Origin of the sequence: Parasutterella excrementihominis YIT 11859, from assembly GCF_000205025.1 — a bacterium.
Taxonomy (GTDB): Bacteria; Pseudomonadota; Gammaproteobacteria; order Burkholderiales; family Burkholderiaceae_F; genus Parasutterella; species Parasutterella excrementihominis.
The window spans coordinates 49162-73333 of sequence record NZ_GL883727.1; the positions used below are offsets into that span (position 1 = coordinate 49162).

A 24172-nucleotide genomic window follows, 5' to 3' on the forward strand; every position below is an offset into this window, starting at 1 on the left:
TCATCCAAAGGAGTGAGAAGTCTAGCAAACGCATCTGCTCGCTGCAGACCCAGTGACGAACGTTTACTTCTTCATAAAGGTAAATCTCATCTATAAATTACAAACGGAACAAGATCCTTCTGCCCTTTATTAGAATTTAAAAATAAGTTTTACTCGGGTTCATAAACTAGGATGTCTATCAATGCCAACCTTGAGTTCCAAATTTGACGCTCTTTCGTTTGAGCCTTAGGTGGCTTTGAGTTATACCATTCCGTGGAGTAAAAGAGTCGCAATAATTTTTGGTAGTTTTTAACTGTTGGATAATCACCTTTTAATTTCCCAAGTAAGTTTAGTTTCCTTACTGATCCTCCGTTGTAAGAAAATGCTAAATCTGGCCTGGTTATTGCTAAAAACCTTGAAGCAGAAGCCACTCCAATTTCTGGAAGAGAGTCCAACTCTTTTAGGAAACTTATAACCACATCTGCTTTTTCATCCACACTTAATCCGTCCACATTAACTTCTTTAAAGCTTTTAAGAATTTTAATTATTTTCTTTCGTTCTTCTAGGTTTCTATCCTTCACCAGGACAGAGCACAATCCTCCCCGAGCCTGAAGGGAACCCAAGAATTTGTACGGGAAAACATTCCCTGCCAATACATTGCCGTATACAGGCTTCCATCTCCGGCTCGATAGCAACTCAGCAGTCAAACTGAAAAGATTGGACCACGGATCATTGCGAGGATCCCCAAGAATGGTTTCTCTAGAAAAATTATTAAAATTTGGCGCGGCTTTTTGAAGACTATCTTTATACTTTTTCCAGTCCGTTAGATATTTTCTTTCCATCAGCCAATTACCAACGTCCTCCATATCGGTTGAATCCGGGTCTCGACCATCGTTCACCAGTTTATTACCTGCAAATTGAGCGCCAAGTCGGTCCCTCTCCTCTAGCGTTATCTCGTGAGAATTTTTCCAAGTTTCTTCAAACCAATTAACCAATTTTTCATTCTTTCCTTTCAACTCGACAAGAAGTTCTTTATTTTGTAAAAGTCCTGCCTTTGTAAAATTCATACTTCCGATGAGAACTCTAGTCCCACCCACTTCGTCATAAAAAAATATAGTTTTGGATGAAAGATTTTTTCATATAATTCTGCATTTGGGATTTTTATTTCAAAGCATCCTTTATATTCTTTCCATTCCCTTTTCCCAAGTTCAAAAATCTCTGGATCCGTCCCTCCGAAATTTATTCCCGATATGATCCTTAAAAAAACACCGTTAATCGAAGGACGTAACTCTTCCATTCTTATTCCTATCTTATCCAATACATCAGATTTCGTTACCCATGCGGAACAAATATCTATCTTTTTAGAGGATGAAATTAATTTTTCAATTCGCCCTTGTATGTTTTCAATCAAAGATAATTCGACTTGTTCAAGATTTTTTAAATCCTTCATTTAATACTCCTTGATTTGGGAATCCAGATTTTTATTAAAAAACTACTTGCTTTTTCGATAGTCAAACATTACTTTAAAGTCTCTCATTCCCTCAGTTTTTTTTAGTTTTTTAAAAAATACCCTTGAGCTTATCTCTTTATATGTTCTCGGCTTAGTCGTCCCGATATGAAGAGCTTGCCTCAAATCCTGGTTCATTTCGTACAAATCGTAGGGATCGTCGGTAGATGGTGTTATAAAGGTATCGCCTATTTCAAAATCGACATCTTCATTCACCCTAAGTAAACGTTTTAAAAATTCATTTTCAGTACCGTCGAATAAATCAACCTCTTTCCTAGTCAGAAGCCTTGATTTTTTTCTTCCGAACGATTTTTTGGCATTCATATTGGAATTAATCAAATAAAAATCTTCAAACGGTTCGTTGTAAATTATTTGTTTTAATTTTCCAAAGTTTGCAAAAAGCAGTGAGTAATAAAATAAAAAATATCCGTGATATGGCTCTACCAACACCTCGAAATCACCTTTTCCATCTCCTCTGAGATATACGTTTTTTCCTCCGTCAAGAAGCCAGTCATATAAAAAAAGACCAATACCTTCCTCAGAAGTAAAAGAGAAAAAAGCGATTTGCGGAGCAAATGTCTTTTTACTAATAGCAAATGCTACCTCTGCAGTCTGATCCTTGTATTGTCTGTTAGAAAAAAAGAGAAACGCCGTTGCACATCTCTGACTGTAGTATTTGAATCGATTTAGTCCGCATCTTTTAGCTTGAGGATCTACTACAGCTTCGCCGTCAGGTAAAAGCGTGAATCCCCCGGGAATCTTCAAATTTTTATCAGTTGTATTCATAAGATAATTACCCCTCACTATTCTTTCTTATAGTCGAACAAGACCGTAAAGTCAGTCAGTTGAGCCGTCCGTAAAACAATTTCGAAAAGAGGATTTGACATTATTTCTTCATACATCATTTTTCTGCCGTCGCCCAAACAGACATCTTTTTCCAACACTTCTCGTAAATTATTTGGTAAGTTCGTGGTCAGTGACCTACGATATAAATGCTCTTGAACATTGATTTCTTCAATCTCGATATTGCTATCACTATTCAGTTGCAAAATTATCCGTAGAAATTCTTCTTCAGCTATTGGTTTACTGTCTGCTTCTTTTCTGGTTAAAGGAGTAAATCTGGCTTTACCGAAAGATTTAGGAGAATTTAGATCCGACTTAATCAAGTAAAAATCATCAATTGCATCCTTGTAAATAAAATGTGTAAGTCCTCCAAAGGTTGAAAAAAGCAATGAATAGTAATACATATAGCTTCCTCGGTCAGGGATAACAAGACCAACAAAATTATTCTTGTTTTCTCTCTTCAATGATAGATTTCTTCCACTCCTTAGAAGCCAGTCGAAAAGAAATAAGCCTTCACCACTTTCGCAATGAAAAGGTATAAAACCAATTTCCGCAGCCTTTGCTTTCTCTTCAATCTGCTTAACAACTGATTGAGTAAACTCATTGAAATCTTTTCTTGGGAAAAATAAAACCGAAGTTGTACATTTTCCGCAAAGAAACCTGAGCCTGTTTATGCCAATTTCTTTTCTTGGAAGGCTTGTAGTAACATAACCATTGGGATGAATCTCGTAACCGTGTAACGCTTTCATTTTTAATCCAATCTATATTTTATTGTTTCGTCCGTAGAAGAATTTGATTGAAAAAGAGCTAGATTTATTCCGTCAGTAACAACAATTACTAGGCCTATTATCTTCTTTGCCTAAAGAGAGCTATAAACTTTAAAAGGATACTCTCCTATTCGTTCCATATATATTGATTCTCTGTCGTAATTTTTTAGGGTCTGATGAAAATGAAATACCTTTGATAGCTCTTTTTCTTTTATTCCATACGACAGACGCGTCGTTAGATTGATTTTTATTAAAGGATCTAACTTCCCAAGTCCTTCTTCAGTTTCGCCGACAATTACGAAGTACCCTGCTCTTCTTCCATTTTGGATAATCTTTAGAAGAAAATCTTTATATAGAGGATCGTAACATTCCAAAAATGAAGTTCCTTTTTCTACTAAGATGATTTGTATTTTTCCATTACGGATAAATTTTTCAAATTCTTCCAAATTGGCTGGACTTCTCTTATCTTGAGGTGATAAATAATTTTGTAATGATTTTCTTTTAAATTTTAGGTCACAAAAGTCTCTTACATTAAACTTTTTCATCTCCTCCAATCGATCACTCATAGACTCATAAAAATCTTTGACTTTCAGAGGATTCCGCAAATCATAAGTTCCCCTTGTCGTCAAATTAAAACCATATTCTTCTTGGATGCCATCATATTTGGAAATTTTGGTTACACAGACGGCCATTGAAAGTCCGTTAAAAAAGCGTTCACAGTAATCAAATAGAAATCTGAGCTGCTTAAGATCTCCGGCCGCCATGAGAATGTGCGGATTAATCGTAAGGTCCAGGACCGTTTTGCCTTCATCCGAAGCCTTTACGAAAGGAAGAGGAAGGAGGATTTCACAAAATTTCTTCTGCTTCACAACGTTTTTCATAGTTCTCTTGCCTAGCTTATCAAGTGAGGATTGTTCTTAAAACCTCGTACAACCTCTTCGGCACATCTCTGTCATATGTAGACCTTGAAAATTGAGAGTTCTCCTTGTTATCACCAAAACCATCTTTAAAAAGTTCTGATTGGTTTGCAGCCTCCCTGCTTTTAACCGAAACGTTCGCTAACACTTTGAGTTTTTCGTCTATTTTTTCTTCAAACTCCCTACTATTTTCTTGTTTCTTATCTTCCCTTCTTGCTGGAGTAATGCATCTGTTCTCTCGAATGGAGAAGCTAACGATATCGACATCGTTTAAAGACCCATCCTGTCTGTGAGTTTGTTCCTCTTTTTCTGTTTCGACTTCGATTGTGAAATCCTCTGAACTGCAAACTTCTAAAACCGGGCCTTCACTTTCGTCCTCTCCTTCGGGAGTGACAGGAAAGAGATCTTCCATGTCATCTCCCTGACCGCTATCCATTGGGAGGTCAAGAGAATCTTCAAAAATGCTTATGTGTTTCGGTATCGTCGGGGTGGAGAAAGTACGACTTAAAAATAAATCTAAAGTTTCTTCTTTCGAGTTTTTATCTTTTTGAAATTCTTTAGATTTTTTTTTACAGCCTTCAATTCGTCTGAACCCATTGTGAATATCAAAGTCTTCTTCTAATAATTCATCGAATGCCCTGCAGAATGGATAGGGCTCACTTCGATCTGCTTTAAAGGCACTATAAGAGTAAAGAGAATCACAACCATAAGGTAGCGAATTAATTTTCGAAGAAAAATCTTCTAATGCTTTTTTTAGGCACGCTAAGGTGTAAAAGCAATCGCTACAACTAACGGCTTCGTCCAGGTATTGGACCGATTTGATGTAATTTTTGTCATTTTTTCTTTTATCTCTTTCTTGAAGAAAGTTTTTTCTCGATATAAGCGCACAGTAGCAACTATTCAGGCAATGAAGTTCTTCCGGGATCTCTTCCTGCTCAAAAGGATCTTCTAGATAAACATAGTAATGCCGTCCAACACCATCAAAAGTTTGAATAATAACCGCCTCTAAATCTTTAAGAAACTTCTCCCCGTCACCTGACGCACAAATGTTAGAAAGGTAGGCATTCGCTCTCATGGTATGAGTTAGCTTAAGTTCAGGATCTGTGGCCTTCTTAGATAACACTTGGTGATGGAGGGCTTTATAAAGCGAATACCAGCAAACAAGCTTTTCCTGAAAAAGAACTTCACACGAACTAACCATCACCTTCCCCTCTCAAAAATTTTGTTAGAACAGCTCCTCTTGTAAAATTTTATTACATTTGTTAATTGTGGGGCACAACATTTTCAGATAACCGCCAGCTAGGCAGTCTTGCTTGTTGTTTATTAGACGTTACATTCAACGCATATAACCACGTTAGCAATAATAAAACGCAAGCCCAAGCTCTATTTTTCGAACGTTTCCAAAAAGTTAAAGGGTGTACCCTTGCTTAACTTCAAGCTCCGTCCGAAAATGTAACTTCCTATTAGCTTGTCCATTGTCTTCTCCAGTTCTTTCAAGCCCCGGATCCTTGCTGCGTTTCTAATCATCAATCAACAGAGCAAAATATTGCCTTTATCTGTCCTTTGCTGAGGTTTTCGATAAAAATTTGTGCCTGATTTAGCTTCTCTAATATAAGTAGACAACCCGAATGGCTTTCTTGCGGCAAAGCCGAAACTTTCGACTCCATCACCTATAATTGACACATTTTCCAGCTTCTTTAACTAAAGAACTCTCATGAGAGAAACATACGATCCGGCGGAAGTTGAATCCGTCCAGCAAGCCCACTGGCGTGCTAAAGATATCTACCGCGCCGTCGAACATGCCCTCGACGCCAACGGTAAAGAAAAACCAAAATTCTATGTTTGCCCGATGCTGCCGTACCCAAGCGGAAAACTGCATATGGGTCACGTTCGTAACTACACCTTAAATGACGTCCTTTACCGCTACCTGCGTATGCGCGGCATGAACGTCATGACCCCGATGGGCTGGGACTCTTTCGGCCTGCCGGCTGAAAACGCCGCCATCGCCAAGAAAGTCGCTCCGGCTAAATGGACATACGACAACATCGCCGACATGAAGGCCCAGATGGAACCTCTCGGTCTGGCTTTTGACTGGTCCCGTGAAGTCACGACCTGCAAACCGGACTACTACCGCTGGAATCAGTGGATGTTCCTGAAAATGCTTGAGAAAGGCGTTGCCTACCGCAAGACCCAGACAGTGAACTGGGACCCGGTCGACCACACCGTTTTGGCGAACGAACAGGTGATCGAAGGACGCGGCTGGCGAAGCGGCGCTATCGTTGAAAAACGTGAGATCCCCGGCTATTACCTCGGAATTACTCAGTACGCCGAAGAACTCCTGAAAGACCTCGACCAGCTTCAGGGCTGGCCCGAACAGGTCCGCCGCATGCAGGAACACTGGATCGGCAAGTCCTACGGTGTCAACCTCGCCTTCCCGTACGAACTCGACGGCGAAAAGAAAGAACTTCGTGTTTACACAACACGTCCTGACACGATCATGGGCGTCACGTTCGCTGCCATTGCTGCCGAGCATCCGCTTGCGCTCCGTTTGGCAAAAGACAAACCCGAACTCCAGGCCTTCATCGACGAATGCCGCAAAGGCTCCGTTTCCGAAGCCGATATGGCCACGATGGAGAAGAAAGGTGTTCCGACAGGCTTCTGCGTCAAGCATCCGCTCACCGGCGCCGACGTTCCGGTTTGGATCGGCAACTATGTATTAATGACCTACGGTGAAGGCGCTGTGATGGGCGTTCCTGCTCATGACGAACGCGATTTCGCTTTTGCACTTAAATATGGCCTGCCGATCAAACAAGTCATCGGTAAGAAAGGTGAGGTTTTCGATGACAAAGTCTGGCACGAATGGTACGGCGAAAAAGAAGGCACCTTCTGCGTCAATTCCGGCAAATATGACGGAATGGATTTCGAACAGGCTCGCGACGCCGTTGCGAAGGATCTTGAAGCCCTCGGCTTAGGCAAGCTTCAAGTTCAGTATCGTCTGCGTGACTGGAGTATTTCTCGTCAGCGTTACTGGGGCACCCCGATCCCGATGATCAACTGCCCGCACTGCGGTCCGGTTCCTGTCCCTGAAAAAGATCTTCCTGTCATCCTGCCCGAAGACTTAATCCCGGACGGCTCTGGCAACCCCTTGAATCAGGACGAAGCCTTCCTTAACTGCAAGTGTCCGAAGTGCGGCGGAGACGCTAAACGCGAAACCGACACGATGGACACCTTCGTCGATTCCAGCTGGTATTACATGCGCTATTGCTCGCCCGACTGTGAAACTTCCATGGTCGACGAACGCAATGACTACTGGATGGCTATGGACCAGTATATCGGCGGTATCGAACACGCCGTGCTTCACCTGCTCTACGCCCGCTTCTGGACCAAAGTCATGCGCGACTTGGGCCTCGTCAAATTTGACGAACCCTTCAAGCGCCTCTTCACTCAGGGCATGCTCACGGCTGAATGCTTCTACCGCGAACTCCCCGACGGAAGAAAACGTTGGTTCTACCCGAGCGAACTCGGTATCGTTTATGACGCCAAGGGCAGAATCGAGAAGATCACTGCAAAGGAAGACGGTCTGCCCGTCAAATCTGGCGGCATCGAAAAGATGTCCAAGTCGAAGAACAACGTTGTGGAACCGTCTGCCATCATCGGCAAGTTCGGTGCCGACACTGCCCGCGCGTTCGTGATGTTTGCAGGACCTCCCGACCAGAGCGCAGCCTGGAGCAATTCTGGAGCCGAAGGTACGTTCCGCTTCATGAGAAGACTCTGGAACTTCGGATTCACACATCAGGATGTCATTAAAGAAAATGTCAAACTGGATGTCGCCAAACTGAATCATGAAGAAAAGGCTGTTCGCCGCGATATTTACACGGCGCTCAAACAGGCTGAATTCGACTTAGACCGCATGCAGTACAACACCGTTGTCTCGGCTGCCATGAAGATGCTCAATTCCCTTGATACCCTCAAGGACAACACATCCGAAGGCACACGCGCCGTGATCAACGAAGGCATGTCCATCCTGCTTCGCACGCTCTACCCGATCGCTCCGCACATCACGGCTCAGCTTTTCGAAGACCTGGGCTACGATCAGCGTTTCGGCACTTCCATCGTCGACGCTCCCTGGCCGAAGATTGACGCTCAGGCTATGGTTGCCGATGAAGTGAAGTATGTGATTCAGATTAACGGCAAACTGCGCGGAGAAATCAACGTTCCGGCCGAAACACCGAAATCTGAAATCGAAGCAGCTGCCCTGGCCAACCCTGACGCACAGCGATTTATTGACGGCAAACCTGTCCGTAAGATCATTGTTGTGCCAAAGAAATTGGTCAACATTGTGGTCTGATAAGGCTTAATTCCTCAGGCCCTCTTAGGGCCTGAGGTTTCATTCTTTTTGTTTTACTGGGTGCTTATGAATTACATAGGACTGACTCGCCGCAGTTTCATTCTCGGTCTTTCGGCCCTCGGCCTGAGTGGCTGCGGATGGCATCTGCGCGGCAAGCAAAACGTTCCTTTCAAGACGATCTATATTGCTCTTGGCGAGAACTCTGCGGTTCGGGCAACCATCCGCCGCAACCTTGAAGCCCAAACGGAAGTCAAAGTTGTCAATGACCGCAAAGAAGCCGAGGCGATTTTTGAGTTGCTCGGGCAGTCCCGCGGCTCCAATGTCTTGGCTTACAACTCAGACGGTCGAGCCCGTATCTACAGTCTGCGTTTAACGAATACATTCAGAGTCGTTCTGCAAAACGGTGTAGAACTTCTGCCCACGACCACGGTCAGCGCTACCCGCGAATTGATTCGCGACGAAAGTGACGAAAACGGCCGCGCAAATCAGGAAAGACTGCTTTATGAAGAAATGGAGCAGTCCTGTATCCATCAAATGGTCAACCGTATGACTCACATCTCCGAAGAAACTGTCCAAAAAGGTATGCATGAGCTGGAGTAGTCTTCTTGCACAAAAATTAAGGCCCGACGAAAACGGTAATCTTCCTCGGCTTTGGTTTTTATTGGGCTCGGAACCCCTGCTGGCCATCGAGGCTCAGGATGCTATCCGAGCCGCTGCTTTTAAAGCAGGTTATTCCGAACGCAAATCTTTTGTTTTTGAAGGCAACGCCGATTACTCGCCTCTTTACGAGGCACTCGGCGACCAGAGCCTTTTCGGCGAAAAAAATCTGATTGAGGTTGTTTTCCCCAGAGCAACGATCGGTAAAAACGGTCCTGCGGCTGTGGAAGCTGTTATTGAGCACGCCGACGAAGACAAGATGGTCGTTGTCTCGCTCTTTGATTACGATTGGACCGCAACGAAAAAAGACTGGTTCAATCACCTCATGAAGTCGTCGGTTTGTATCCGCACGGATCCGATTGACCGTAACGCCGTGCCGCGCTGGATTACGGAGCGTGCCAAAGAGAAAAACGGCCAAACGCTCACGCCTGAAGCCGCAAATCTCATCGCTGAAAGAACCGAAGGGAATCTTTTGGCGACGTCTCAGGAAATTCAGAAACTCGCCCTGCTCGTCAACAAGCCGGAAATTGATGTCAGCGATGTGCTCGACGCCGTTTCCGACGTTTCTCGTTTTGATCAGGAATCGCTATTTCTTGCGATGCTTGAAGGCGATGCCAGACAGGTGTCCAAAATTATCGATTCCCTGCAAGGGGAAAACGTTCAAATTCCTTCTTTTCTCTGGATGCTGACGGATGTCGTTCGCAATCTGCTTTTGCTTAATCGAGGATTTGCCGTCAGAACATTCGGACTCTCAGAGGCCCATCGCAGTGCGCTCAACCGCGCATCTCGCCGTGCCAATCCTAAACTCCTTGAATTGATGCTTCATCGCCTAAGCGATGTAGATCGTATGAGTAAGGGACTCTTTGTCGAAAGCAGTGACGGAGACGCCTGGCAGGAATTAAAGGCTGTCTGTCTCATGCTCTCACTAAAAAGGAAGTAATAATCTATGGTATTTACGAACGTCAGCCAAACGGCTCACGACAAAATCGCCGTCATCGGCAAAAAGGCACGCGCTGCTTCTTTGATCATGGCTAAAGCCTCCTCCAAACAGAAAAACAATGTTCTTCTGACTTTGACGGATTTGCTCGGCAAGAATCTAGAAGATCTTTTAAAGGCAAATAACCTGGACATCGTCGAGGCAGAAAAGAATGGTCTTTCTAAAGCCTTTATTGATCGTCTGACCATTTCTGTAGACACCGTTGCCCAGATGGCTGCCGGACTTCGTCAGATCGCCTCTTTGAGAGACCCGATCGGCGAAATCACCGATGTTCGTCCGCAGCCGAGCGGCATTGAAGTCGGCAAAATGCGCGTGCCCCTCGGCGTAGTTGCCATTATTTACGAGTCCCGCCCGAACGTCACAATTGATGCAGCTGCCCTTTGTTTGAAGAGCGGCAACGCTGCCGTGCTCCGCGGAGGCTCCGATGCCAAACATTCCAACGCTTTCTTAGCAGGCCTTATTCAGCAGGCACTCTCGGAAAACAGCATTACCTCCGACGCAGTTCAGATCATCACGGACCCGGACCGCGATTTGGTAGGCGAATTGATTACCGCCCGCGAATACATCGATGTGTTGATTCCCCGCGGCGGCAAGGGCTTGATCTCCCGCTTGATGCAGGAAGCAACCGTTCCGATGATCAAGCATCTCGAAGGCATCTGCCATACCTACGTGGATGAAAGCGCCGATATCGATATGGCAGTCGCCGTCTGCGACAATGCCAAAACGCAGCGCTATTCTCCCTGCAACGCCATGGAAACGCTGCTGGTCAACCGAAAAATTGCCGGAACGTTCCTGCCGAAGATCGGCGCGATCTATTTCAAGAAAGGCGTGGAGCTTCGCTGCGATCAGGCTTCTAAAGCCATCCTGGAAAATTTCGGTCCGGTTAAAGACGTAACAGAAACCGACTGGTCCGAAGAATACAACGCTCCGGTACTTTCGATTAAGGTCGTTGACGCCCTGGAAGAAGCCATTGACCATATCAACACGTATGGTTCTCACCACACGGATGCCATCATTACCAACAATCTTGAGCATTCCGAAAGATTCCTGCGCGAAGTCGATTCTTCTTCTGTCATGCTCAATACCTCCACACGTTTTGCAGACGGATTTGAATACGGTTTGGGTGCCGAAATCGGCATCTCGACAGACAAAATCCATGCTCGCGGACCGGTGGGACTAGAAGGCTTAACCAGTCAAAAATATGTTGTTTTCGGCCACGGTGAACTTCGCAAGTAAGATTTTCCTTGTGGTAAACCATCTTACGGCCGCAAGCCGAAAGGCCTACAATTCAATTCAAATGAAGAAGGAATTCTTGTGAATACTTTGCTTAAACCTTTTTACGCAGTCGTCCCTCTCTCTTTAGAAGAGCTCTTCGCTGAGGAACTTAAAAAGCTCGGTATTGAAAAATTCCGTTTAGAGAAAGGCGGCTGCTGGTTCGGCGCAGAAATGAGCCAAATGATGCAGGTTAACCTTTGGACTCGTTACGCCTCGAGAATTCTCTTGAAAGTAGCCGAAGGTCCCTATCGCACGGAAGAAGATATCTATAAATTAGCTAAATCCTTCCGCTGGGAACAGTATTTCACGCCTAAAAACACCTTCAAAATCGAACTTTCTTCCCGCCGCTCCCCGCTCAAAAGCGTCGCTTTTACGGCCCTTCGCGTCAAAGACGCCGTCTGCGATTATTTTCGTGAGACCGACGGTCAGCGACCGGACGTAGAAAAGCACGACCCGGACATTCGAATCTATGTCCACTTAACGGACAAGAGCTGCATTATTTATTTAGACACCTCTGGTGAATCTCTCTTTAAGCGCGGCTGGCGCGAAGCTAAAGGCGAAGCCCCGCTGAAAGAAAATCTTGCTGCCGGTCTTCTCGGACTTGCCGGCTGGACACCGGACAAACCGCTGCAGGATCCTTTCTGCGGCTCGGGCACCATCATCATTGAAGCTGCCACGATCGCCTGCAATATGGCTCCCGGGCTTAATCGCCGCTTCGGCTTTGAGCGCTTCCGCGGATTTGATTCCACGGCTTGGCAGCGCATCAAGAAAGAAGCTCGTATGGCGGTGAATTTTGATGTTCCGGTTAATTTGGCCGGAAGCGATATTTCGACATTAATCGTCGACCGCGCTCAGAAAAATGCCGTCTTGGCCGGTATTTCTCAGTGGGTTAACGAAGGGAAGGTTCGCTTCTCGGCTTGCGATGCCCGTGAAGTTCAGCCCTCCTCTGAGACGCCGGGTTTAATCGTGACGAACCCGCCGTACGGTGAACAATCCAATCCGAAATCCGCCAGCGTGGCTTCCATGATGAAGAACGTGGCTGATAACCTGAAACGCAATTTCGCGGGCTGGGCAGTTTGGATGCTCACAAGCGATCGTGAGCTGCCTCGTCAGATGCGGCTCAAAGAGTCTAAAAAAATCGTTTTCTTCAACGGCCCCCTCGAGTGCCGTTTCTTCCGCTTCGTCATGACAGCGGGATCCAACCGAAAGGAAGATGTCTCTCAAAAGGAAACTTCTTCTGATTAATAAATCGTCGAGGATAACCTCAACAAGGAAAATAAAATGGACACTAAAGATTTTGATGTAGTAGCCATGAGAACCGATCTTCACCAGATCCCGGAACTCGGCTTCAACGAACACAAGACCAGTGACTACGTCGCTGCCAAACTGAAGGAAATGGGGCTTGAACCGATCCGCGGCATCGGCGGAACCGGTGTTGTTGCCTACATTGACGGTACAGAACCCGGACCCACAGTCATGCTCCGCGCCGATATGGACGCCCTTCCTTTTGTTATCGACGGAAAAGATGCCTGCATCCACGCCTGCGGCCATGACTCTCACACCGCTATGGTTCTTGCCACAGCCGCCAAGCTCATCGGCCACGTCAAAAAAGGCCGCGTAAAACTCTTCTTCCAGCCTGCTGAAGAAACCCTCTTCGGTGCTCTGAAGTCTTATGACGACGGCGTCTTGGATGACGTCGACTACGCTTTCGGTGCTCATGTTCGTCCGATCCAGGACATTCCTGACGGCACTGTCTGCGCTGCTGTTCGTCATACTTCCAGCACATTCTGCATCGTCGAACTCAAGGGCAAAGTCGCGCACGGCTCTCGCCCGCACCTCGGAGCCAGCGTTGTTGAAGCAGCCGTTCTCGCAACCAATGCCGTGAACTCTCTCTGGGTCAACCCGAACAAGGCTTGGTCCGCCAAAGTCACATCCATTGACTGCGCTTCTACAGCCACCAACATCATCCCGGACAAAGGCAAGATGATTCTTGATATCCGCGCCCAGGACAATGAAACGAAGACCGAACTGCTTGAAAAACTCAAGACAGCGATCACCAACGCCTGCGCATGCGTCAACGTTACCTGCGAAATCACATTCCCGGGCGGCGTTATTCCTGCTGCCGTTTACGACGAAGACTTGGTTGACCAGGTTCGCAAGACCATCGGCGAAGTACTCGGTGAAGAAAAAGTCGCTAAAGACTGCGGTGGCGGCGGAGAAGACTTCCACTACTTCAAACAGAAGAAACCTGAACTTCATGCCGCTTACATCGGTGTCGGTACCGGCGTTACACCGGGTCTGCACGATCCGCGCATGACCATGAACCCCGAATCTCTCAGAAACGGTGTCAAGGTTTTGGAAAAACTGATTCTTAATGTTGTCGGCTAATTCAGCCAACAGATAAGATTCGGAAGGAGGCTTCGGCCTCCTTTCCTTTTAGGATCGTTTGACGCTTCGAACCGAGAAAGAGAATCTTTCAGCCATGTGGAAAGATTCCGAGGCGACGATTGAGAGACCTCTTGAGTCGTAATAGTTTCGAATGATTCTGAGCGACGGGCTGTTCGCCGGCACATGGAAAATGTCTGACACTTCCTTCGGCATCGTTGTCGCAGAAAACGCCTGCTTCACTTCCACGCATTCCTGCCCTGTCACTTCTTCGGCCAAGGTAATGATGAGGTCATCGGATCGTTTTTTAATCAAATCCAGTACTTCCAAAGCATTCGGATAGATATAAACGTAGGTGACGACCACCGCTTCCGGATGGCGTTCGGAGGCCACTCGAATATTCTTAAATCGAATGACTTCTTCACCAGGGATCAAACCCAAACGATCCGCGGTTTCTTCATTGAGAACCAAACGTTCGACGTTTTGGATGTGTCGTGGATAGAGATTGCCGTAATGGTCGATTCCTCGAATATCGTTGTATTCATTTAAGAACCGACCTATGCGCGTTCTAGCTTTTACGCGGGTTCCGACGTGTGCTTTGCGCTCAAACAATCCTTGCTGAGAAAGGTACGCCAGCGCTTTGCGCATGGTATCCCTGCTCACATTAAATTGTTTAGCAAGTTCAATTTCTCCGGGGATGATCGAGCCAACTGGCCATTTACCTAAAGAAACTTGGAGCGAGATTTCTTCTGCAACCTTGTGCCAAATTTTCTTTTGCATAGAATAATTGTCGGTATCAAAAACTACAAATACATTGTAACGATACCGCCTGAAAGATGGCAAAAAGTTTACGAAAAAGCCTCGTCCGAAAGGCTTAATCCGCTTGGCTTACAAGGCTTTTAGAGACTTAAACAGTGGCCTGAAAAGCCACTTGCAGCCAGCCGGTGAGACCGGCTGCTCCGGCAACCACAAAGATCAAAAAGCAAACAAAAGTGACCTTCCCTATTCTTTTCCTCGCAAATAGGTATATCAGCCAGCAAAAAATGACTAGGCTAAAAGCCACCCACAAATAGGTGATGAAATCAACCATGACCGGATCCTCCGGTCAGTTAATGTATCCACGCACTGTTGCGGAATGCGCAAAATCTCTCCGAAATAAGCACTCAGAAACAAACTAAAGATTTAGCGATACAGTTTGGTTTTACCGACCTAGGTAAGGAATGACTTTTCCATGACTATTTCATGGTAGTTCTTCCCGCCAATCTCAACATCGGTCTCAACCATAATCCGGAAGCCTCTCCGTTTGTAGAACGCAATGGCAATCTCGCTTTCAGAAAATGTCGATAGCCACGCTTTTTGAAAATCGTTTTCTTGGATGTATTCCATTGCGGCACCAAACAAAAACTTTCCGAGATTGTTTTCTCTCCAATCCGGTCTGACGGAAAACCATCTGAGCTGCGCAGTGTCTCCTCGATCTACAACGCCGATGGTACCGACAAGTCCCTGTTCGTCTTCAACCATCCACAGTCGATTCAACGGTTTCGGATTAATGACGAACTCTGCAAAAGTTTCTGCAACGTAGCCTTCAAAGGCGATCGGATAATCGAAATTCGAATGCCCGTAGATTCCGGAAAACTCAATCAGCCTGCCGAGGTCACCGGCTTTTAGTTCATGCCTCAATGTAAGTCCGGGAACGTCAAAAATTTCCATGATTTTGAAATAGAAAAAACCGCAGTACGCTCAATTGTATCTGCGGCCGAAGTAGTAAAAGCGGTGTTTTCTTTCACCGCTCTTTTCCTTATTTCATAACTGTCGGAGCCTGATATTCATATTCCTTCTTCAGGATTTCCATCTTGTAGAGCTTCTTCAAGCCTTCATAGAAGGAAGCTTCATCAACTCTGGACTGAGATGTAAGGGCTTCTCCGCGAATTTCATCGACTTGGCTGTCATCAGCTGCGGGCATCTTGCTGGATTCCACATAGCTGATAACGTAAGCACCATCAGGAACCGTCGTGCCGGTGAAAGCAGGAAGACTCTTAGCAGGAACTGCCATTTCAGCCTGGATCAAAGGCATGGACTGAGACTGAGGATTGATACGGGAAACAGTCAGTTCATGGCCGAAACCTTCCAAATCCTTCTTAGCCTTAAGCTCAGCCAGCTTAGCTTCACCGGCTTTCTTAGCCAAGGCAGAAGCCTGTTCCAGTTCGAGCTGGTCCTTGATCTCGCCCTTCACTTCGTCAAAGGACTTAATGTGAGCCGGAGTGTGTTTAACGATACGGGCAGAAACCAGTGTGTTGGCAGCAACTTCAACAGCCTGTGTATTTCTCTTTTCCTGGAGACAGTCCGGAGAGAACAGGTCTTCAATGACGCGCTTCGTGATGTACTGAGCATCCGGAGATGTCTTCGGCAGACCGGACTGAGTCAGACCGTCGAGCGTATGAAGTGTCAGACCGTATTTTTCAACTGCAGGGTCTAAGCTGTCGCTCTGTTCGTAGACCATGTTGGTAAAGCCATCGGCATTTTCAGCAAACATGGACTGACGGTGCTGATCCTGCCAGAATTTGAGAATTTCACTGCGGACTTCTTCGAACGGACGAACGTGAGCTGGATTGATGTCGGTCACATGGATGATGTGATAACCGAATTCGGTTTTAACCGGTCCGACGATTTCGTCTTTCTTAGCCCCGAAAACGGCTTTGTCGAATTCAGGAACCATCTGGCCCTGAGTAAAGAAATCGAGATCGCCGCCGCTTTCCGCTGTTCCGGGGTCGGCAGAGTTTTCTTTGGCTAACTGAGCAAACTTGGAAGGATCGGCTTTGACTTCGGCAAGAATCTTTTCTGCTTTAGCTTTGGCATCCTGGTCAGCCTTGGCTTTATCTGCTTCGTTGGCATCCGGAGCGATCAAGATGTGAGCTGCGCGTCTGGATTCTTCAACTTCATATTTCTTACGGTTCTGTTCGTAGAAATCTTTCAGTTCCTGCTCAGAAGGTTCAGCAGTCATCTTGACGGTTTCAGGAGACATCACAACAAACTGAATGTTCAAGGATTCAGGAGCGCGGTAGTCGTCCTTGTGTTCGTCGTAGTATTTCTTGATCTGTTCTTCAGAAACCTTGACGTCTTTCATATAGGAGGACGGATCAAAGCTCATCGTACGAACGACGCGGGTTTCGCGAAGAATGTCGTTTAACAGGGCAACCGTCTTCTTAGGAACAAAGGTTGTCTGAGCAACAGAATTCACCAGCATGTCCTGAACGAGGTCTCTTCTCAGTTCATAAACAAACTGCTGGTCGCTCTTGCCGCGGGCGGCAAGATAGTTTTCATACAGCTCAGGAGAGAACTGGCCGTCTTTCTTGAAAGCATCTGCGTTCTTAATCACATTGATGGCATCAGCTTCGCTCACATTCATATAGTGGTGAGCCATCTGTGCCTGGAGAGCGCGTCTCGTTGCAATGTTCTGCAGGATTGCTGCATTAGCTTCCTGTGTTTCGAAGATGCTCGGATCAACGGCACCTCCTTCCTGCTGGCGCATGCGTTCAATATATTCGCGTTTCTGGTAATCGAATTCTTCAGGCTGAATACCTTTACCGTCAACTTTGGCGATTGCATTTGCATCCGGATTCAAACGGCTGTAGCCATTGATACCGATAAAGACGAATGCAGGAATAATCAGAATCATGGCGATAAGCATCAGCCAACGTTTCTGGTTTCTAAAAGATTGGAACATTATGATCCTCAAGCTCTTAGCGAGCGATTCTTATTGGAATACAAAACAAAGGTCTAATTTTACCTTCCGCGGCAAATTTTGAGTGAAAGTTCACGTCAAAAACCTTGAATCTTGGTTAACTTTTGGAAATTTGCAGCACGTACGCATAAAGTTTCCTGTCTCCGTCATGCTCCAAGTTAAGAAAAACTGATTTGAGTTGGACCTCAAAAATATTTTTTCCCGCAAAATCAGTCTACTGATAATTTTCGATGTAACAGAACGCAAAAAATTCCGATTTCGAGTTGCACGAATTTTTAATCTATGTAGAATTCGTTTCACTTTGATGACGCGCGAGCGTTTGAAAAGAAGGAGTGGTAGTTCAGTTGGTTAGAATACCGGCCTGTCACGCCGGGGGTCGCGGGTTCGAGTCCCGTCCACTCCGCCAAGATTCTTTAAGCCTCGGTTTGAGTTCCGAGGCTTTTTATTTTCAGCGGCCCTTCGGCCACTCCAAAATACTATTCCTGATTACCTTGAGCGAAAGGGCTGTTCAGATAATTATCCAAGTCTTTATCGCCTCTTCCGGAAATATTGATCACAACGACGTCGTCTTTTCCAAACTTTCTCTTTTCCAAGACGGCAAGCGCGTGGGAAGATTCAAGAGCGGGAATGATGCCCTCTTCGCGCGTCAGCATGAATGCGGCCTTTAATGCCTCATCATCTGTCACTGCTTCAACTTCCATTCTTCCAGTCTTTGCCAAATGAGCATGCAGCGGTCCGATGCCGGGATAATCCAAGCCCGCAGACAAAGAATAAGCTTCTTTGACTTTTCCTTGTTCGTCTTTCATCAGAAGAGTCTGAGAACCATGGAGAACGCCTTTTTCACCGATAGTCAGCGTAGCTGCAGTTTCTCCGCTGTCAACGCCCTTTCCTGCTGCTTCCGCAGCAATCAGACGAACAGCCGGTTCGTTAATGAAGTGGTAGAAAGCGCCGGCCGCATTGCTTCCGCCGCCCAGACAGGCAACGACGTAATCAGGATTTTCTTTGCCGGTTCTCTCTTTGAGCTGCTTCTTAATTTCTTCGCTGATCACAGATTGAAAACGGGCCACCATTTCCGGATATGGCTGAGGACCGACTGCAGATCCGATCAAATAGAAGTTTTCGGGGTCTTTCATCCAGGCTTCGAGGGCTTCGTTGACGGCGTCGTTAAGTGTTTTTGATCCGCTGATCGCCGGAATCACCTTTGCGCCCAGCATTTTCATTCTTTCAACGTTCGGTCTTTGACGCTGAATATCCAGTTCGCCCATATAAACAGAGCATTCCAAGCCCATCAAGGCGCAGACTGTGGCTGTTGCCACGCCGTGCTGGCCGGCGCCGGTCTCGGCAATGATTCGCTTTTTGCCCATGCGCTTGGCTAAAAGTGCCTGCCCGATGGCGTTGTTGATTTTGTGTGCACCGGTGTGATTCAGATCTTCTCTCTTGAGATAAACATTGGTGCCGTACTTTTCAGAAAGACGCGGAGCGAAATAAAGAGGAGACGGACGACCGACGTAATCTCTTAGGAGATCATTGAATTCTTTTTGGAACTCGGGATCATCGACATAGCGAAGGTAGGCTTCCTGCAGCTCATCAATGTTTTTTTGAAGCTCGGGAGGAACAAAACTGCCGCCGAATTCACCGTAAAAGCCCCTTTCATCAACCGGAAGAATAGATTTATAGAGATTCATTTGAGGTACCTACTTAATTGAAAAACGGGAAAATAAAAAAACCACCGAGTTGTTCGCTCGATGGTTAGATCGGTTCTTTAGCTTCTAGGCCGAAGATTTTTAAGCATTACTCCAGCACCATCGAGTGAAATCGATGGGCCACCACCAACTGTGAGAAGCAACATTGAAGTACATGGCTAGAAAATAAATTGAGTTATATCCGTAAGAAAAATATTATCAAGAAAAAAACAGAATTTCGGTCCTTTAGAAAAAGTTTTTTCTTTTTACGGCCTGAGGATTTTCCCGAACTCAAGAACGACAAGACTTCTGAAGCAATGGCAAAGAAAACTCTTCCTTATACCTGACAGGTAAAGAAAAGTCCCGGAGCGAAATCACGGGACTTTGTTTTGGTTAAAACCTTTTAATCGGCTTCAGCATTTAGCACTCAAAACTTGCTTTTGATTAGTACAAGCCGATGAACTTCCACCAGGCCATACCGATGGTGAGCCAAATCACCACATTGATCGTTGTGATGATAAAGCCGTTTCTCCACCATTCACCTTGAGAAACATAGCCGGCACCGAAATAAACAGGACCGCAGCCGTTACCGTAGTGAGTCAGCGAAATCGGCAGGTTAGCGAAGCAGCCGAATGTGATGGCAACCAGCATAGCTGGAACACCGCAGGCGGCGGCAACTGCCACGAATGCTGCGTACATCGCAGAAATACGGGCTGTAACCGAAGCGAAGCAATAGTGAGAATAGATATAAATGAGGGAGATAAGGACGAAGGATGCAATCCAGCCCATATTAGCGGCAGCAACTGCGGTACCGATAAGTTTGGCGATCCAAGCAATAAAGCCGGACTTAGCCAGCGCGGTAGCCAAGGCAACCAAGCCGCCCATCCAGAACATTGCGTCCCAAGCGCCTTTTTCGGAAAGGATGTCTTTCCAGTCTAAAACTTTAGCAATCAGCATGATGGCGACGGCAAGCATAGCAACCGGTGTTGCACCAAGTTTTGTCCAAGAACCTGTTGCCCACAGAGCCAAGCACATGACAAACACGAATGCGAGGACTTTTTCCTGAAGGCTCATCGGACCCATCTTTTCGAGTTCGTTGACAGCCAGATCGCGGGCGTCGGGAATGTCTCTGATTTCAGGAGGAGAAAGTTTGAGCATCAGAACCGGAACCAGAAACAAGCTGATCAAACCCGGAACGATAGCGGCAACTGCCCAGTTCATCCATGTGATTTCAACGCCGACGGCAGTAGCAGCCAAACCGACGCACAGCGGATTGCCGGCCATAGATGTCAGGAACATCGTGCAGGTCACAGCGTCAGTGTGATAACCGACCTGCATCAGGTACTTACCGATTTTGCCGGCAGTGGGTCCGGGCTGAGAACCGAAGGCATTTGCCAAGGACTGAACGATCGGATAGAAAACGCCGCCTCCTCGAGCGGTTGCTGAAGGCATCGCCGGAGAAACGATCAATTCGGATAACGCGATGGAATAACCAAGGGTCAGTGAAGAACGACCGATGTACTTAATAATAAGGAAAGCAATAAGGCGGCCGAAACCAGTTTTGATAAATGCGCGGGAAAGGAAGAATGCGCAGACGATCAGCCAGATTGTGCCGTTGCCGAAACCCATCAGAGCCTGACCGGTCTTTAAAACACCGGTGATGGCGCAGAATGTGAGTGCAATGAAGGCAACCGCACCCATTGAAATCGGCTGAAGAATGAAGCCGGCAATGGTTGCCGCAAAAACGGCAAACAAATGCCAGGCATTAGGCGTCAAACCTTGCGGTGTTGGGCAAACCCAAATCACAAAGCCTATCGCTAGAACTATGATCCAGTTCCTTAGACTTTTACTCATAAAAATCCCCTGAGGTTGTTGATGTAACTTCTTTTCGAAGTTTCCTTTTATTGCGTTTCTAACTCAAATTAACAATTAGAAACACTCTTGATTCTAGGCTTTATCACGTTGGATTTCTCCCCTAGGAACTTTTCTCTAAGTGAAACCACCAACGCTGAGGAAGGTTATTTGCTTACCGGTGAGCCTCTTTTACGACAGCTTTCTTTGTGCGTTTTTTCGTCTTCGTTTTCTTGTTTCCATGAACTAAGTCGATTGGTAAGTACACCCGGCAATAAACTTTTACAAGTGAAATTGATTCTGAGTTGCACCTTCTCGAAATTTAGGTAAAATCTTGATTTCTTCGACAGCGCGAGCGAACGGAGAGACAAATGGAGTGGTAGTTCAGTTGGTTAGAATACCGGCCTGTCACGCCGGGGGTCGCGGGTTCGAGTCCCGTCCACTCCGCCAGAATTCCAAGCCTCAGGTTTTCGGATCTGAGGCTTTTCCTTTTTTTCTCTCCCGATAATTTTCTGAATAAATTATCTTTATATTTCAATTAGTTAAAGAGTAACATTTAATCTCCCCGATCTCTTTTCACGTGTTCTCCACGCAGTCTGAGACATTTCTGAACGCTTGTTCAGGACCTTTCGGTTAATATGGCAAAGTCATTTACGGAATTTAGGTATGAGAGTTCTGGCTGCCTCCCTTCTCGTCGCTGCAACCTTGCTTCAAGGATGCACGCTGTTAGGCATCGCCAGCACAACCGCTTCCATCTCTTCTCCTAAGCACGGCTGGTTCGATGTCAATGCCAAGCTTGTAGAAAAATCCGAACTCAGACGCCCCGCCGTCCCTCTTAACCTTACGCTTCATCTTCGGGTCATCGTCCAAGGCATCGACACCGGCAAGGAAGGCACGCTTGAAGACTCCTTCGAATGGCTGTTTGCAGATGAAACTCGTAAAGAGATGGTTGATCTACTGGAGAAAAACGGAATCGCACTCATTACCGACCGCGGCTTGGACGGCGCAGTCTATATCGAAATCTCCGACACAATGGAAGATATAGGCATGCGCTACCTTCCGATTATTCCGACGGTTCGCTGGACCGAGCGCAAAATCGGCAAGATGCGTATCACTTTCATTAATTCCGCAAACCATAAAGTTTCTTCCACACTCACTGAAGAAAATGTTTTTATTCAGTCCGGCCTTCTGTCCGATTCTCCTCAATCTGAATACAAGAAGAAGCCTTTCGAATTAAGCCGCTGGGACTACACAATTAAAGGCGACGGTATCGGTCTGCACGAGCTCAATGAGCAGCTCTTTTATCAGTGCATGAAGAAAATCCAGGACAAAGTCTCATTAGAGGAATTTTTTGGCGTTCCCGATGATTCTTCCGACGAGCCGAACGCTCCTGATCCGGCAGAAGGATGGCATAACAACACAGGCGGCGAACTCGTCGACTAATCAAACACTTTCGACCAAGTTAGATATACTCCGTTCAGTACGTATTTACTCTCATCAAGGTCAAAATGTCTTCATCTAAGATCGCTGCCGCGGTAGCAGTTTGTGCCGCGGTCTATGCCTGCGCTTACGGCGGATTGGTTTATTACCAGGGCCAAAAATTCCAAGAATACGCATCCGATCTTCCCAAGTATTTGGGCAGTGAATGGAAGTCCGTCAAAGTGAACATCACCGACAACGGTTTCTTCAGCAAAGAATTTATCGTTCTCAATAAAAATGCCCAGCCGAAAGATAAGGATACCGTCACGCTTCCCGGCAAAGTAAAGTTCGGATGGTCCCCTGAAAGCGAGATCACGATTAAGGGAGAAGGCAATGAAGTTTTTAAGAAAGTCGTTGAAGCCGCACAACCGGTGCTGAAGACTTCTTTTAACTATCGTTTTATTCCGAATTTATTCGTCTTCAGCAGCAAAGCCGTTGAAACAACCGTTGACGGCGAAACCTTTAAAATCGGCGCGATTCAGTCCCAAGCCCTCCCGAAATTAGTAAAACAGGCGGACGGCAGCCTGCTCATTGAAAATCTTGATTCTTCCGTCAAGACAGACATCTTCTCTTTGGCCTCAGAAGAAAGCAACGTTGCTCTAAGTAATCCGGAATTTAAATTTTCTGTCAAAGGCGGAAATCTCAAAGCCGCTGCTCTGTCTTTTTCGGTGAGCGGAATCGATTACAGAGACAGCAGTACACAGTTCACTATCGGAAAGACTTTGGTTTCTATCAACCAAAGCCAAAACAAATCTGAAATTACCGAAGGCATCAAAATCACTTTTGATCACCTGAAAGTCGGTGGTTTCTTAAAGGTCGGCATTGACAGCTGGAATACCGGATTAACAGCACATTTTCCGCCCGAACCTCTGCTCTTTGACTTCTTGGTGCAAGAGGCTTTCGGAACAAACTTCTGCACTAACTTCCCGCTCATTTGCTCTCCTGAGCCTATAAACGAAGCTCAGGCCGAAGAGATCTTAAGAAACGGCATCCTTGCCGGTAAAACCTGGGCCGCGGTTGAACCCTCTGAGATTAAAGTCGGCAAAGAAAGCCTTTCTTTCAGCGGACAGCTTAAAAAGCAACCCGAAGGCAATACTTTGGGATCTGTGAAATTCAGACTTCAGACATCCGACGGCGGCCTCGGACAGTTTGCGCTCATGGCATTGCCTCGCAACTCTTACTTAAGCGAAGGCAAAGGAGTTTATACAACTGAAATCGTTCCGACACTCACGCCGAACGGCGATTTGATTTTGACGGCAAACGGCGTCCGTCTTTTCTAAGAAATCTCCGGACAAAGAAAATCCCGCTCGTTCTTTAGGAACTGCGGGATTTTCTGTTTTAGTCAGAGACTAAATTACTTGGCCAGCTCAATCGGTTTGCCATCCTTGCGAATGGTAAAGTTATGGCACTGGTTGCACATCAGAACCGGTTTAGACAAATTGGCCTTATGGCAGTCTTCGCAGTTCACCTGACCCAAGTGAGAATGATGGGGATTGGGAACCAGATCGGCTGTCTGTTTAGCCAGTTTGTCATAGTCACCGTGGCACTGCATGCACTGATACTTGGTGACATAGCCGTCTTTGCTTTTCGGCCACATAGCACCGTGAATTTGTCCCAGTGTCTTGGCCTGAGCAGCAGGAGCAGCAGCGGCAGGTGCCTGGTCAGCTGCATAGACGGAAAGACCGACGCTCATTCCGAAAAGAGCGGAAGCTAAAACGAGTAATGTTTTTTTCATTTTTGATC

The 24172-nt window shown here is 46.2% G+C and carries 21 protein-coding genes and 2 tRNA genes; 10 read left to right on the top strand and 13 right to left on the bottom strand.

The genetic code is table 11. The annotated features are described in order from the left end of the window. Window positions 1–149: 149 nt before the first annotated feature. The 6 genes from HMPREF9439_RS08075 to HMPREF9439_RS08100 all read right to left on the bottom strand — a co-directional run bounded on the left by HMPREF9439_RS08075 (window position 150) and on the right by HMPREF9439_RS08100 (window position 5214). Window positions 150–1046: a phospholipase D-like domain-containing protein gene (locus tag HMPREF9439_RS08075; protein ID WP_008864484.1), complete on the bottom strand. Its 897-nt coding sequence runs from the start codon at window positions 1044–1046 to the stop codon at window positions 150–152. Beyond that, complete coding sequence (locus tag HMPREF9439_RS08080) at window positions 1043–1429, bottom strand: phospholipase D-like domain-containing protein (protein WP_008864485.1); 387 nt, start codon at window positions 1427–1429, stop codon at window positions 1043–1045. The genes HMPREF9439_RS08075 and HMPREF9439_RS08080 overlap by 4 nt, the downstream gene beginning before the upstream one ends. A gap of 42 nt (window positions 1430–1471) precedes the next feature. Beyond that, entirely contained in the window at window positions 1472–2272 is an 801-nt protein-coding gene (locus HMPREF9439_RS08085) for a hypothetical protein (RefSeq protein WP_008864486.1), read from the bottom strand. 17 nt (window positions 2273–2289) lie between these two features. Then, the gene (locus HMPREF9439_RS08090; RefSeq protein WP_008811847.1) at window positions 2290–3078 is read right to left on the bottom strand and encodes a hypothetical protein; all 789 of its coding nucleotides are present in this window, start codon (window positions 3076–3078) and stop codon (window positions 2290–2292) included. A gap of 110 nt (window positions 3079–3188) precedes the next feature. Beyond that, window positions 3189–3977, bottom strand: a complete 789-nt coding sequence (locus HMPREF9439_RS08095; RefSeq protein ID WP_008811846.1) for a hypothetical protein — start codon at window positions 3975–3977, stop codon at window positions 3189–3191. Between the two features lie 19 nt (window positions 3978–3996). Beyond that, entirely contained in the window at window positions 3997–5214 is a 1218-nt protein-coding gene (locus tag HMPREF9439_RS08100; RefSeq protein ID WP_008864487.1) for a hypothetical protein, read from the bottom strand. A gap of 513 nt (window positions 5215–5727) precedes the next feature. Between HMPREF9439_RS08100 and leuS the strand changes: the two genes are divergently transcribed. From leuS to HMPREF9439_RS08130, 6 genes are all read left to right on the top strand, one after another. Continuing rightward, window positions 5728–8361 (top strand): leucine--tRNA ligase, encoded by a 2634-nt coding sequence (gene leuS, locus HMPREF9439_RS08105; RefSeq protein ID WP_008864490.1) that lies wholly within the window; start codon window positions 5728–5730, stop codon window positions 8359–8361. 66 nt (window positions 8362–8427) lie between these two features. Beyond that, entirely contained in the window at window positions 8428–8961 is a 534-nt protein-coding gene (locus HMPREF9439_RS08110; protein WP_008864491.1) for an LPS-assembly lipoprotein LptE, read from the top strand. Next, the gene (gene holA, locus HMPREF9439_RS08115; protein WP_008811842.1) at window positions 8948–9958 is read left to right on the top strand and encodes a DNA polymerase III subunit delta; all 1011 of its coding nucleotides are present in this window, start codon (window positions 8948–8950) and stop codon (window positions 9956–9958) included. The genes HMPREF9439_RS08110 and holA overlap by 14 nt, the downstream gene beginning before the upstream one ends. A 6-nt stretch (window positions 9959–9964) precedes the next feature. Then, entirely contained in the window at window positions 9965–11251 is a 1287-nt protein-coding gene (locus HMPREF9439_RS08120; RefSeq protein ID WP_008811841.1) for a glutamate-5-semialdehyde dehydrogenase, read from the top strand. Window positions 11252–11329: 78 nt separating this feature from the next. Beyond that, the gene (locus HMPREF9439_RS08125; RefSeq protein ID WP_008811840.1) at window positions 11330–12535 is read left to right on the top strand and encodes a THUMP domain-containing class I SAM-dependent RNA methyltransferase; all 1206 of its coding nucleotides are present in this window, start codon (window positions 11330–11332) and stop codon (window positions 12533–12535) included. Between the two features lie 36 nt (window positions 12536–12571). Next, window positions 12572–13678 (top strand): M20 peptidase aminoacylase family protein, encoded by a 1107-nt coding sequence (locus HMPREF9439_RS08130; protein WP_008864492.1) that lies wholly within the window; start codon window positions 12572–12574, stop codon window positions 13676–13678. 48 nt (window positions 13679–13726) lie between these two features. Here HMPREF9439_RS08130 and HMPREF9439_RS08135 read toward each other — a convergent pair whose 3' ends face one another. From HMPREF9439_RS08135 to HMPREF9439_RS08150, 4 genes are all read right to left on the bottom strand, one after another. After that, window positions 13727–14455: a GntR family transcriptional regulator gene (locus HMPREF9439_RS08135; RefSeq protein ID WP_008811838.1), complete on the bottom strand. Its 729-nt coding sequence runs from the start codon at window positions 14453–14455 to the stop codon at window positions 13727–13729. 127 nt (window positions 14456–14582) lie between these two features. After that, window positions 14583–14765, bottom strand: coding sequence for a hypothetical protein (locus HMPREF9439_RS08140; RefSeq protein WP_008811837.1), 183 nt, complete (start codon window positions 14763–14765; stop codon window positions 14583–14585). A 119-nt stretch (window positions 14766–14884) separates the two neighbouring features. After that, on the bottom strand, window positions 14885–15385 hold the full coding sequence (locus HMPREF9439_RS08145; protein WP_008811836.1) for a GNAT family N-acetyltransferase: 501 nt from the start codon (window positions 15383–15385) through the stop codon (window positions 14885–14887). An 88-nt stretch (window positions 15386–15473) separates the two neighbouring features. After that, window positions 15474–17399: a SurA N-terminal domain-containing protein gene (locus tag HMPREF9439_RS08150; protein WP_008864494.1), complete on the bottom strand. Its 1926-nt coding sequence runs from the start codon at window positions 17397–17399 to the stop codon at window positions 15474–15476. A gap of 347 nt (window positions 17400–17746) precedes the next feature. Between HMPREF9439_RS08150 and HMPREF9439_RS08155 the strand changes: the two genes are divergently transcribed. Then, window positions 17747–17823 (top strand) — tRNA-Asp (locus HMPREF9439_RS08155). 70 nt (window positions 17824–17893) lie between these two features. Here HMPREF9439_RS08155 and trpB read toward each other — a convergent pair. After that, window positions 17894–19102 carry a tryptophan synthase subunit beta gene (gene trpB, locus HMPREF9439_RS08160; protein WP_008811834.1) on the bottom strand — a complete coding sequence of 403 codons (1209 nt, stop codon included), beginning with the start codon at window positions 19100–19102 and terminating at the stop codon, window positions 17894–17896. 441 nt (window positions 19103–19543) lie between these two features. Next, window positions 19544–20953, bottom strand: a complete 1410-nt coding sequence (locus HMPREF9439_RS08165) for a DASS family sodium-coupled anion symporter (RefSeq protein ID WP_008864496.1) — start codon at window positions 20951–20953, stop codon at window positions 19544–19546. A gap of 370 nt (window positions 20954–21323) precedes the next feature. Here HMPREF9439_RS08165 and HMPREF9439_RS08170 point away from each other — a divergent pair. The 3 genes from HMPREF9439_RS08170 (at window position 21324) to HMPREF9439_RS08180 (ending at window position 23709) form a co-directional block, all read left to right on the top strand. Next, window positions 21324–21400: transfer RNA gene (locus HMPREF9439_RS08170), tRNA-Asp, on the top strand. A gap of 216 nt (window positions 21401–21616) precedes the next feature. After that, window positions 21617–22393, top strand: coding sequence for a hypothetical protein (locus HMPREF9439_RS08175; protein WP_008811832.1), 777 nt, complete (start codon window positions 21617–21619; stop codon window positions 22391–22393). Between the two features lie 65 nt (window positions 22394–22458). After that, window positions 22459–23709, top strand: coding sequence for a hypothetical protein (locus HMPREF9439_RS08180; protein ID WP_008864497.1), 1251 nt, complete (start codon window positions 22459–22461; stop codon window positions 23707–23709). 74 nt (window positions 23710–23783) lie between these two features. Here the strand turns inward: HMPREF9439_RS08180 and HMPREF9439_RS08185 are convergent, their stop codons facing one another. Next, window positions 23784–24164, bottom strand: coding sequence for a cytochrome c3 family protein (locus HMPREF9439_RS08185; protein WP_008811830.1), 381 nt, complete (start codon window positions 24162–24164; stop codon window positions 23784–23786). Between the last annotated feature and the right edge of the window lie 8 nt (window positions 24165–24172).